Consider the following 11722-nt stretch of genomic DNA (forward strand, 5'->3'; position numbering starts at 1 on the left):
GTGACCATGCGGCCCGCCGCCGCAAAAAAGCGACACATGCGCTATGAAAAGGCGCTGAGGTGAACCCGCCTCAGCGCCTTTTTCGTTTTTTGCGTTACAGTGAAGCCACCGTTTTCAGACCCTTTCGACTGTCATCCGACATGTACCGCGCGCGCGTCGCGCCTCGTTTTCTGCCATGCCGAAACCGCCGAAAATTCCGCAGTCCGTCCTCGTCGTCATTCATACGCCCGCGCTCGATGTGCTGCTGCTCGAGCGCGCCGATCATGCCGGCTTCTGGCAGTCGGTGACGGGCTCGAAGGACCGGCTCGACGAGCCGCTCGCCGATACGGCGGTGCGCGAGGTCGGCGAGGAGACCGGCATCATGATCGGCGGCGCGCTGGTGCCGCGCAGCGCGCTGTTCGACTGGCAATACTCGATCGATTACGAGATCTACCCGGAATTTCGCTACCGCTACGAAGCGGGGGTGATCCAGAACACCGAGCACTGGTTCAGCCTGCAGGTGCCCGAGCGCATCGACGTGACGCTCGCGCCGCGCGAGCACACGCGGTTTCAGTGGCTGCCGTATGAAGAGGCGGCGTCGCGGTGCTTTTCCGCGTCGAATGCCGATGCGATCCTGCAGTTGCCGCGCCGGCTCGGCGCGCGGCCGATCGTCGGCACTGAGGCCGGGCCGCTCGCCGGGGAGCGTAGCCAGTGAGCGCAGGCGGCGGTCGCTTCTCCCGTTTGCGGCACACGCTGCTCGGCCGCCGTTACTGGCAGCGCTACCGCTTCACCAGTAACAACGAGGTCAAGCTGCTGCGCTCTGGCGATGAGTTCTTCGACGCGCTGATCGAGCGCATCGATGCCGCCGAGCAAAGCGTCGCGCTCGAAACCTACATCTTCTGCGACGACGAATCCGGCCATGCGGTCAACGACGCGCTGCTGCGCGCCGCGAAACGCGGCGTGCGGGTGCGCGTGATTACCGACGGCATCGGCACCGCGCGGCTGAAAATGTTCGAGCAATGGCCGGCCGCGGGCATCGAGCATCGCATTTACAACCCGCATATCTTCGGCCGCTTCGGCTTTTCGCGCACTCACCGCAAGCTCGCGGTGGTCGACAACGAGATCGCCTATTGCGGCGGCATCAACATCGTCGACGACTACGAGAACAACGGCCAGAAGCTGCCGTACCGGCGCTGGGACTTCGCGGTCGAGTTGCGCGGCCCGGTGGTCAGCGACGTGCGCGACGCGATCGAAGTGCAATGGCGGCGGATTCGCATCGGCCACCGGCCGCTCGACTCGATCAAGCCGGACCTCTCGCCGCACGACGCGAGCTCGCTCGGCAGTCTGCGGCGGCGCCGCCGGCGTCGCAACGAGGAGCTATGGGCGGGCGGCGAGCCGTGCGTCGCGTTCGTCGCGCGCGATAACCTGATCAATCGCCGCGCGATCGAAAAGGCCTACCTCGCCGCGATCGGCCAGGCGCGCCACGAAATCCTGCTGGCCAATCCGTACTTCATGCCGGGACGCAAGCTGCGGCGCGCGCTGGTGTACGCGGCGAAGCGCGGCGTGGACGTGAAGCTGATCATCGGCCGCAAGGAGTTCAAGGCGCTCGATTACGCGGTGCCGTTTCTCTACAACGCGCTGTTGCGCGCGGGCGTGCAGATCGCCGAGTACGAGAAGACGCTGCTGCACGGCAAGGTCGCGGTGGTCGATTCCAACTGGGGCACCGTCGGCTCGTCGAATCTCGATGCGTTGAGCCTGATGCTGAACAACGAGGCGAACGTGGTGCTGGTCAATGATCAGTCGATTGCGAGCTTGCGCGAGGCGATCCTCGGCGCGTTCGCGGACGCGCGCCCAATCGATGAAGCGCACTACGAAAAGCGCCCGGCGCGGGTGCGCGCGATCAGCTGGATCGCGTACACGAGCTACCGCGTGGCGATGAAAGTGTTGACGGTTGGCGGTTACGACTAGCGGTGCAAAGGCTCCGCGCGTGCCCTGCAACGCGAGCCGGTTACGGCAGGTACGGAGCGGCGGCGAAGCACGGCGCGCGCGAGACAGAAAGAGAACACGCGCGCGCAGATCGGCAAGCCTCGACACAAGGCAAACGCCTCTAAAAATCTGATTGATCTACTTGATGAAAGCCGCAAAATTAGAGGCCGGGTTAGAAACCGGTTTCTAATAAAGTCCTTGTTTAGCGGACGGTCGCCCTCAATAATAGTACGGCCGTTCGATTTTAATTCTGGTCACATTAGAACGGTAAAAAGCTATGCGAAAAGGCGAACAAACGCGAGCCGCGATTCTCGATGCAGCACTCGATCTGGCAAGCCGTGACGGACTGGAAGGTCTGACCATCGGCCTGCTCGCCGAGCGTATGCAGATGAGCAAGAGTGGAGTGTTCGCGCATTTCGGGTCGCGCGAGGATCTGCAGGTCGAGGTCGTGCGCGAATATCACCGCCGCTTCGAAGAGGAGGTGTTCTTCCCGAGCTTGCGCGAGCCGCGAGGTCTGCCGCGCCTGCGCGCGATGATTTCCCGCTGGATCGAAAAACGCATCCAGGAAGTCACGACCGGCTGCATTTATATCAGCGGTGCGGTCGAATACGACGATCGCGCGGACAGCCAGGTGCGCGAGCAACTGGTGGCGAGCGTGACGATGTGGCGTGCGGCGCTCACGCGCGCAATTTCGCAGGCGATGGAAGAAGGGCATCTGCGGGCCGATACCGATCCGCAACTGATGCTGTTCGAACTGTATAGCGTCACGCTAGGTCTGCATCACGACGCGCGCTTCCTGCATCTGCCGGATGCGGTGCGTCTGACGTGGGCCTCGCTGGAAAAACTGATTAATTCGTATCAGAGCGAAAGCCGTTAGGCGCGTCGCCGGCTCCACCGGCAACGCGCGGCGCAGAAAGTCCGTCGACGGATTCAGCCAACGGCCTGGCTTCTTGTCAAACTTGGGAGAGAGTCATGGGACAGTACGCCGCGCCGCTGCGCGACATGCAATTCGTGTTGCACGAACTGCTCAACGTCGAAGCCGAACTCCGGCAAATGCCGAAGCACGCGGATCTCGATGCCGACACGATCAACGCGGTGCTCGAGGAAGCCGGCAAGTTCTGCTCCGAAGTGCTGTTCCCGCTCAACCACAGCGGCGATCAGGAAGGCTGCACGTACGCCGGCGACGGCGTCGTGACCACGCCGAAGGGCTTCAAGGAAGCCTATCAACAGTATGTGGAAGCCGGCTGGCCGGCGCTCGGCTGCGACCCGCAGTACGGCGGCCAGGGGCTGCCCGCGTTCGTCAACAACGCGCTGTATGAAATGCTCAACTCGGCGAACCAGGCGTGGACGATGTATCCGGGTCTGTCGCACGGCGCGTACGAATGCCTGCACGCGCACGGCACACCCGAGTTGCAGCAACGCTATCTGCCGAAGCTCGTGGCCGGCATCTGGACCGGCACGATGTGCCTGACCGAGCCGCACTGCGGCACCGACCTCGGCATTCTGCGTACCAAGGCCGAGCCGAACAGCGACGGTTCGTACGCGATCAGCGGCACCAAGATCTTCATCTCGAGCGGCGAACACGATCTGGCGGAAAACATCGTGCACCTCGTGCTCGCGCGTCTGCCGGATGCGCCGAAGGGCACCAAGGGTATTTCGCTGTTCATCGTGCCGAAGTTCATCCCGAACGATGCGGGCGAACCGGGCGAGCGCAACGGCGTGAAGTGCGGCTCGATCGAACACAAGATGGGCATTCACGGTAACTCGACCTGCGTGATCAATCTCGACAACGCGAAGGGCTGGCTCGTCGGCGAGCCGAACAAAGGCCTGAACGCGATGTTCGTGATGATGAACGCCGCGCGTCTGGGTGTCGGCATGCAGAGCCTGGGTCTGACGGAAGTTGCATACCAGAACTCGCTGACCTACGCGAAAGAGCGTCTGCAGATGCGTTCGCTGACCGGCCCGAAGGCGCCGGAAAAAGCCGCCGATCCGATCATCGTGCATCCGGACGTGCGCCGTATGCTGCTCACGCAGAAGGCCTACGCCGAAGCGGGCCGCGCATTCTCGTACTGGGCCGCGCTGCATATCGACAAAGAACTCTCGCACGCGGACGAAGCCGAGCGCAAGGAAGCGGCCGACCTCGTCGCGCTGCTCACGCCGATCCTGAAGGCGTTCCTGTCGGACAACGCGTTCGAAGGCACCAATCACGCGATGCAGATCTACGGCGGCCACGGCTTCATCGCCGAGTGGGGCATGGAGCAATACGTGCGCGATGCGCGTATCAACATGATCTACGAAGGCACCAACGGCATCCAGTCGCTCGACCTGCTCGGCCGCAAGGTGCTCGGCGACATGGGCGCGAAGATGAAGAAGTTCGGCAAGCTGGTCGCCGCGTTCGTCGAAGCCGAAGGCATCAAGCCGGAAATGCAGGAGTTCGTGAACCCGCTCGCCGACATCGGTGAAAAGGTCCAGAAGCTGACGATGGAAATCGGCATGAAGGCGATGCAGAACCCGGACGAAGTCGGCGCCGCCGCGGTGCCTTATCTGCGTACCGTCGGTCACCTGGTGTTCTCGTACTTCTGGGCCCGCATGGCACGTATCGCGCTCGATAAGGAAGCATCGGGCGATCCGTTCTACAAGTCCAAGCTCGCCACCGCGCGCTTCTACTTCGCGAAGCTGCTGCCCGAAACGGCAATGACGATCCGCCAGGCGCGCGCCGGTTCGAAGCCGATGATGGACGTCGAAGAAGCGTTGTTCTAACGCAGACCCCTCACGCGAGGCGCCGCGCCGTGCGCCGCCTCGCTCCCGTCACATCCTGCGCGAAGCCTGCCTGACGCTTCGCACTACCGCATAACTCCCCGGAGAAACGACGTGAGCAATCTGATCATTCGCAAGGTAGCCGTGCTCGGCGCCGGCGTGATGGGCGCGCAGATCGCCGCGCACCTGATCAACGCCAAGGTGCCCGTGCTGCTGTTCGATCTGCCTGCAAAAGAAGGCCCGAAGAACGCGATCGCGCTGAAGGCGATCGAGAATCTGAAGAAGCTGTCGCCGGCGCCGTTCGGCGTGAAGGACGACGCGCAATACATCCAGCCGGCCAACTACGACGACGACATCGCGAAGCTCGCCGAATGCGACGTCGTGATCGAAGCGATCGCCGAACGGATGGACTGGAAGCACGACCTCTATAAGAAGGTTGCGCCGCATCTCGCGCCGCACGCGATCTTCGCGACCAACACGTCGGGTCTGTCGATCACTGCGTTGTCCGAAGGATTCTCCGACGAGCTGAAGGCGCGCTTTTGCGGCGTGCACTTCTTCAACCCGCCGCGCTACATGCATCTGGTCGAACTGATCCCGACCGCGACGACCCGCCCGGAAATTCTCGACCAGCTCGAAACCTTCCTGACCAGCGTGGTCGGCAAGGGCGTGGTGCGCGCGAAGGATACGCCGAACTTCATCGCGAACCGGGTCGGCATTTTCTCGATCCTCGCGGTGATCACCGAGGCCGCGAAGTTCGGCCTGCGCTTCGACGAAGTGGACGACCTGACCGGCTCGCGGCTGGGCCGCGCGAAGTCGGCGACGTTCCGCACCGCCGACGTGGTCGGTCTCGACACGATGGCGCACGTGATCAAGACGATGCAGGACACGCTGCCGGACGATCCGTTCTTCCCGGTCTACGAAACGCCGGCCGTGCTGGCCGAACTCGTGAAGAAGGGCGCGCTCGGTCAGAAGACCGGCGGCGGCTTCTACAAGAAGGAAGGCAAGGCGATCAAGGTGCTCGATCCGAAGACGGGCGAGTACATCGACGGCGGCGCGAAGGCGGACGAAATCGTCGGCCGCATTCTGAAGCGCCCGGCCGCCGAGCGTCTGAAGCTGCTGCGCGAAACGCAGCATCCGCAGGCGCAGTTCCTGTGGTCGATTTTCCGCGACGTCTATCACTACATCGCGGTGCATCTGGAGTCGATCGCCGACAACGCGCGCGACGTCGATCTCGCGATCCGTTGGGGCTTCGGCTGGAACGAAGGCCCGTTCGAAGGCTGGCAGACCGCCGGCTGGAAGCAGGTCGCCGAGTGGGTGCAGGAAGACATCGCGGCGGGCAAGGGTCTCGCGAACGTGCCGCTGCCGTCGTGGGTGCTCGAAGGTCCGGTCGCGGAGAAGGGCGGCGTGCATACCGCCGAAGGTTCGTGGTCGCCGGCCGCGCAGCGCTTCGTGCCGCGCTCGTCGCTCGACGTCTATAAGAAGCAGGTGTTCCGTGCGCCGCTCGCCGGCGAAACCGGCGCCGATCCGAAGACCTACGGCAAGACGCTGTTCGAAACCGACGCGGTGCGCGCATGGGTTGACGATCGCGCGGGCGAGGACGACGTGCTGATCGTGTCGTTCAAGAGCAAGATGAACACGATCGGACCGTCGGTGATCGACGGTCTGACGCAGGCGATCGAACTGGCCGAAAAGGACTACAAGGGGCTGGTGGTGTGGCAGCCCACGTCGCTGAAGCTTGGCACGCCGGGCGGTCCGTTCTCGGCGGGCGCGAACCTCGAAGAGGCGATGCCCGCGTTCATGATGGGCGGCGCGAAGGGCATCGAGCCGTTCGTGAAGAAATTCCAGCAGGGCATGCTGCGCGTGAAGTACGCGAACGTGCCGGTGATCTCGGCGATCTCGGGCATCGCGCTCGGCGGCGGCTGCGAACTCGCGCTGCATAGCGCGAAGCGGGTTGCGCACATCGAGAGCTATATGGGTCTCGTCGAAGTCGGCGTGGGTCTGGTGCCGGCCGGCGGCGGTCTGAAGGAAGCGGCGCTGCGCGCGGCCGAAGCCGCGGGCCAGGTCGGCGCGACCAGCGATCTGCTGAAGTTCCTGCAGAAGTCGTTCGAGAACGCGGCGATGGCGAAGGTCTCGGCGTCCGCGCTCGATGCCCGCACGATGGGCTATCTGAAGCAGTCCGATACGATCGTCTTCAACGTGTTCGAGCTGCTCGACGTCGCGAAGAAGGAAGCGCGCGCGCTTGCCGCCGCCGGTTACCGTGCGCCGCTGCGCGCGGTGGCGGTGCCGGTCGCGGGCCGCTCGGCGATCTCGACGATCAAGGCGTCGCTCGTCAACATGCGCGACGGCCGCTTCATCAGCGAGCACGACTTCCTGATCGCGAGCCGGATCGCCGAGGCGATCTGCGGCGGTGACGTGGAAGCGGGCAGCCTCGTCGACGAAGAATGGCTGCTGCAACTCGAGCGCCGTGCGTTCGTCGATCTGCTCGGTACGCAGAAGACGCAGGAACGGATCATGGGCATGCTGCAGACCGGCAAGCCGGTGCGCAATTAAGAGCGGCTGACAGCAACAAGACTGCATGGGGCGGCAGTCCGCGCAAAAGCGCACTGCCGTCTAGCAACCAGTTGCATGGGACCAGAGTAAGCGCTAAAGCGCCAACCAGGCGACCCGTAAATGGGACCAGAGTAAGCGCTAAAGCGCCAACTCTGGTCGACATAGGAGATTCAAATGGCAAAGCAATTGCAAGACGCATATATCGTCGCCGCGAGCCGTACGCCGATCGGCAAGGCGCCGCGCGGCGTGTTCAAGAACACGCGCCCGGACGAGCTGCTGGTGCACGCAATCAAATCCGCCGTCGCGCAGGTGCCGGGTCTGGACACCAGCGTGATCGAAGACGCGATCGTCGGCTGCGCGATTCCGGAAGCGGAGCAGGGCCTGAACGTCGCTCGGATCGGCGCGCTGCTCGCCGGTCTGCCGAATACGGTCGGCGGCGTCACGGTGAACCGTTTCTGCGCGTCCGGTCTGACCGCGCTCGCGATGGCCGCGGACCGGATCCGCGTCGGTGAAGCGGACGCGATGATCGCCGGCGGCTGCGAATCGATGAGCATGGTGCCGATGATGGGCAACAAGCCGTCGCTGTCGCCGCATATCTTCGATCGCAACGAAGACATCGGCATCGCGTACGGGATGGGCCTGACCGCGGAGAAAGTCGCCGAGCGCTGGAAGATCAGCCGCGAAGCGCAGGACGCGTTCTCGGTCGAATCGCACCGTCGCGCGATCGCCGCGCAACAGGCCGGCGAATTCAACGACGAAATCGCCGCGTACACGCTCACCGAACGTTTCCCCGATCTGGCGACCGGCGAAATCCGCGTGAACACGCGCGAAGTGTCGCTCGACGAAGGCCCGCGTGCGGAAACCTCGCTGGAAGGCCTCGCGAAGCTGCGCGCAGTGTTCGCGAACAAGGGCTCGGTGACGGCCGGCAACAGCTCGCAGACTTCGGACGGCGCGGGCGCGCTGATCGTCGTGTCGGAAAAGATGCTCAAGCAGTTCAACCTGACGCCGCTCGCGCGCTTCGTCAGCTTCGCGGTGCGCGGCGTGCCGCCGGAAATCATGGGCATCGGCCCGAAAGAAGCGATTCCGGCCGCGCTGAAGGCCGCCGGCCTGAAGCAGGACGACCTCGACTGGATCGAGCTGAACGAGGCGTTCGCCGCGCAGTCGCTGGCGGTGATCCAGGACCTCGGTCTCGATACGTCGAAGATCAACCCGCTCGGCGGCGCGATCGCGCTCGGCCATCCGCTCGGCGCGACCGGCGCGATTCGTGCTGCGACCGTCGTGCACGGGCTGCGTCGCCGTAACTACAAGTACGGGATGGTGACGATGTGCGTCGGCACCGGGATGGGCGCGGCGGGCATCATCGAGCGTCTGTAAGCGGTATCCAATGGTCCGCGCGGGGTGGGGTGCCAGCCGCGACGGACGATTCAACGGTTCGCAGGCCGCCCGGCTTGCGGGCCGTTTTTCACATTCAGCAGGAGCGAGACGAGATGGAACAAACGACGACGGACATTCTGGTCGAACGCGCCGACGCGGTGCTGACGATCGCCTTCAACCGGCCCGGCAGGAAGAACGCGATCACCGCCGCGATGTATCAGACGATGGCCGATGCGCTCGTCGCGGCGCAAACGGATACCGCGGTGCGCGCGATCCTGATCCGCGGCAGCGCCGGCATTTTCAGCGCGGGCAACGATCTCGAAGACTTCATGAAGACGCCGCCGGTCGGCAATAACCCGCCGGTGTTCCAGTTCCTGCGCGCGCTCAGCTCGGCGGAAAAGCCGGTGGTCGCGGCGGTCGCGGGTCCGGCGGTCGGCATCGGCACGACGCTGCTGCTGCATTGCGATCTGGTCTACGCGGCCGATACCGCGAGTTTTTCGCTGCCGTTCACGCAGCTCGGGTTGTGTCCGGAAGCGGCATCGAGCCTGCTGTTGCAGCGTGTGGCCGGCTATCAGGCGGCGGCCGAAAAGCTGCTGCTCGGCGAGGCGTTCGACGCGGCCGAGGCGCATCGGATGGGCATCGTCAACCGGGTGTTGCCGGCCGCCGATGTCGATACGTACGCGGCGACCCAGGCCGCGAAGCTGGCCGCGTTGCCGGCGTCGTCGCTGCGGCTCACCAAGAGTCTGATGAAACGCGCGAGCCAGCAGGAACTGCAGACGCAGATGGACGAGGAGGCGGTGCACTTCGCGAAGATGCTGCTCGCGCCCGAAGCGCGCGAGGCGTTCAAGGCGTTCTTCGAGAAGCGCAAGCCGGATTTCCGGCAGTTCGACTGACGCGCCGGGAGGCGGGTGCCGGGTTCAGGCGTGGGTGTCGTAATCGACGTAGCTCGATTCGCGGCAGAAGCTGACGAGCCGCACCCCAGCCTGTCGCGCTATCGCGATCGCCAGCGACGACGGCGCCGAGATCGTCGCGAGCATCGGCACGTCGACGCGCGCGGCTTTGCGCACCAGCTCATAGCTCGCGCGGCTCGACATGAACACGAAGCCGTCGCGGGTATCGGCGCGCGATAACACCAACTGGCCGATCAATTTATCCAGCGCGTTGTGGCGGCCGACGTCCTCGAACGCGTAGCGGATCGCGCCTTGCGCGTCGCACCACGCGGCCGCGTGCAGACCGCCGGTCAAGCGGGTGAGCGCCTGGTGTTCGGGTAGTGCGCGCGCGGCGCGCGCGATCGCATCGGGCGCGAGGCGCTGCAGAAAGCCGGTGTCGGTCACGCGCTCGGGCTGCAGATCGAGCAGGTCGATGCTTTCGATCCCGCACACGCCGCAGCCGGTGCGCCCGGCGAGCGCGCGACGCTTTTCCTTCAGGCCGGCGAACGCCTGCTGCACGACCTGCAGCTGCACCTCCGCATGCGGCAGCTCGCCATGATCGTGGAACTCGACTTCGATGTCCTGAATGTCGCTGCCGCGCTCGACGATCCCTTCCGAAATCGCAAAGCCGACCGCGAACGCTTCGAGATCGCGCGGCGTGCACATCATCACCGCGTGCGAAATGCCGTTGAACACCAGCGCGACCGGCCACTCCTGGCCGACGTGATCGCTGGCGGTTTCGACCGACGTGCCGCGATGGCGGCGCACGTCGAGTTGCAGCGCGCCGGGTTGTTCGGCGGGATCGGTGTCGTGCGCGCGGGCGGGGTCGCCGGCGGGCCGCGCGTGTTCGTGTTCGTTCAAGCTGCTTCACTCCTGTACTGTGCCGCGCCCGCCGGGTGGGCCGCCGGCGCGCGAATAAGGTTCTAAAATACCTCAAGCGACGCCCGCACGCTGCCCGTCATCGAGAAGGAGCCTTGTCATGGGACTCAACGAAGCACCGCTTCTGTTCGACTTCGAAGTCGCGTCTTCGGAGAATTTCACCTATATCCCGATGTCGGTGCGCTTCAATCTCGACCGCTTCGGACTGCGCATCTCGCTCGCGCAATGGCAGCAATTGCCGCTCGAAGACCGCAAGCTGCTCGCGCGTTTCCCGGTCGATGAAGACACGCAGATCGAACCGAATTTCGATCACGCGCTGTTCGAAATGCTGCGTACCCACGCGAACGTCGAACCGGAATGGTTCACGCCTGACGACGCGCCGGCGTGGCGTAGGACCGACAGTGTGCCCGAAGGCGTCACGCATCAGGCGGGGCTCGCCGGACTTGCCGCGCCGAGCGTCGCGCGCTGGGCCGAGCTGGAGCCGTTCAAGCGCTACGTGCTCGCGAAGCTGTCGCGCAAGCCGGAAGCGAACCATGACTTCGTCCCGGCGATGCGGGAGTTTGGTGCGGCCGGCTAGGCGCGGCCGGCTAGGTGCGGCCGGCTAGGTGCGGCCGGCTAGGTGCGGCCGGCCAGGCGCGGCCGGCCACGCACGCCGCATAAATTTTTCCCCACCACCCTCAACCCGGTCCCGAACGCTGCCGATATCCAAAGGTTGGCGTGTAAAAGAATCGCGTCGATGCGGCCCGCACGCACCGACAGGCGAACGCGCGCTCCCGCCCTCGGAACGATTGACGTTCGGAACCCATGAATCCTCTCTTATCGAAGCGGCTACTGATCAATCTCGCGGTCGTGGTCGTCGCTGTCGGGGCCAACGCGTTCATCGCGTACACGCAGATTCGCGGGCAGCGCGACGCCGACGCCCGTCTGCAGCAATCGACCAGCGTGCGCCAGAACCTTGATGCGTATCGCGCCGCGCTCGATAACGGGCTGGCCGCGCTGCGCCGGCTCAAGGCCGCGGGCGAGCCGGTGCCGCCCGAGGCGGCCGCTTCGATCACCACCCAGCTTGCCGGCCGCGAGCACGTGCTGCGCGACGAACTGGCGAGCGAACCGCATATGGCCGGCGCGCTGGCGAGCCTGAGCGCGGCGCGCCACGCGTTGCAGCACGATCTCGAAGAGACGCTGCGCAAAAACGCGAGCGCCGTGGCGGTTACCGCGAGCGCCGCATCGAATCCGACTCCACATCCCCTCCCCGCCGTCCCCGCGAGCAC

9 protein-coding genes and 1 pseudogene are annotated in these 11722 nt (G+C 64.9%); 9 read left to right on the forward strand and 1 reads right to left on the reverse strand.

Annotated features, from left to right (window positions below; translation table 11 throughout):
* Positions 1-175: 175 nt before the first annotated feature.
* The 7 genes from nudB (at position 176) to BTH42_RS02395 (ending at position 9539) form a co-directional block, all read left to right on the forward strand.
* Positions 176-694: a dihydroneopterin triphosphate diphosphatase gene (nudB, locus tag BTH42_RS02365; RefSeq protein WP_075295375.1), complete on the forward strand. Its 519-nt coding sequence runs from the start codon at positions 176-178 to the stop codon at positions 692-694.
* Positions 691-1947, forward strand: coding sequence for a cardiolipin synthase ClsB (clsB, locus tag BTH42_RS02370; protein WP_075295376.1), 1257 nt, complete (start codon positions 691-693; stop codon positions 1945-1947). Before nudB ends, clsB begins: the two co-directional genes overlap by 4 nt.
* A gap of 295 nt (positions 1948-2242) precedes the next feature.
* Positions 2243-2842: a TetR/AcrR family transcriptional regulator gene (locus tag BTH42_RS02375; RefSeq protein WP_075295378.1), complete on the forward strand. Its 600-nt coding sequence runs from the start codon at positions 2243-2245 to the stop codon at positions 2840-2842.
* Between the two features lie 95 nt (positions 2843-2937).
* On the forward strand, positions 2938-4725 hold the full coding sequence (locus BTH42_RS02380) for an acyl-CoA dehydrogenase C-terminal domain-containing protein (RefSeq protein WP_075295380.1): 1788 nt from the start codon (positions 2938-2940) through the stop codon (positions 4723-4725).
* Positions 4726-4836: 111 nt separating this feature from the next.
* On the forward strand, positions 4837-7272 hold the full coding sequence (locus BTH42_RS02385; protein WP_075295382.1) for a 3-hydroxyacyl-CoA dehydrogenase/enoyl-CoA hydratase family protein: 2436 nt from the start codon (positions 4837-4839) through the stop codon (positions 7270-7272).
* A gap of 174 nt (positions 7273-7446) precedes the next feature.
* Positions 7447-8646 carry an acetyl-CoA C-acyltransferase gene (locus tag BTH42_RS02390; RefSeq protein ID WP_075295384.1) on the forward strand — a complete coding sequence of 400 codons (1200 nt, stop codon included), beginning with the start codon at positions 7447-7449 and terminating at the stop codon, positions 8644-8646.
* 113 nt (positions 8647-8759) lie between these two features.
* A complete protein-coding gene (locus BTH42_RS02395) occupies positions 8760-9539 on the forward strand; it encodes an enoyl-CoA hydratase (protein WP_075295386.1) in 780 nt (259 codons plus the stop codon).
* Positions 9540-9563: 24 nt separating this feature from the next.
* Here BTH42_RS02395 and fdhD read toward each other — a convergent pair whose 3' ends face one another.
* On the reverse strand, positions 9564-10355 hold the full coding sequence (fdhD, locus tag BTH42_RS02400; RefSeq protein ID WP_143751953.1) for a formate dehydrogenase accessory sulfurtransferase FdhD: 792 nt from the start codon (positions 10353-10355) through the stop codon (positions 9564-9566).
* Between the two features lie 199 nt (positions 10356-10554).
* Here fdhD and BTH42_RS02405 point away from each other — a divergent pair, with 199 nt between their 5' ends.
* A complete protein-coding gene (locus tag BTH42_RS02405) occupies positions 10555-11031 on the forward strand; it encodes a nitrate reductase associated protein (RefSeq protein ID WP_075295390.1) in 477 nt (158 codons plus the stop codon).
* Positions 11032-11258: 227 nt separating this feature from the next.
* Positions 11259-11722, forward strand: a pseudogene (locus BTH42_RS02410) (diguanylate cyclase); the annotation flags it as partial.

The organism is Burkholderia sp. SRS-W-2-2016, assembly GCF_001931485.1.
Lineage (GTDB): Bacteria > Pseudomonadota > Gammaproteobacteria > Burkholderiales > Burkholderiaceae > Paraburkholderia.

Excerpts from the sequence above, each read along its gene's own strand:
- nudB (WP_075295375.1), top strand. The coding sequence starts at position 176 with ATGCCGAAACCGCCGAAAATTCCGCAGTCCGTCCTCGTCGTCATTCAT.
- BTH42_RS02375 (WP_075295378.1), top strand. The coding sequence starts at position 2,243 with ATGCGAAAAGGCGAACAAACGCGAGCCGCGATTCTCGATGCAGCACTC.
- BTH42_RS02380 (WP_075295380.1), top strand. The coding sequence starts at position 2,938 with ATGGGACAGTACGCCGCGCCGCTGCGCGACATGCAATTCGTGTTGCAC.
- BTH42_RS02390 (WP_075295384.1), top strand. The coding sequence starts at position 7,447 with ATGGCAAAGCAATTGCAAGACGCATATATCGTCGCCGCGAGCCGTACG.
- BTH42_RS02395 (WP_075295386.1), top strand. The coding sequence starts at position 8,760 with ATGGAACAAACGACGACGGACATTCTGGTCGAACGCGCCGACGCGGTG.
- BTH42_RS02405 (WP_075295390.1), top strand. The coding sequence starts at position 10,555 with ATGGGACTCAACGAAGCACCGCTTCTGTTCGACTTCGAAGTCGCGTCT.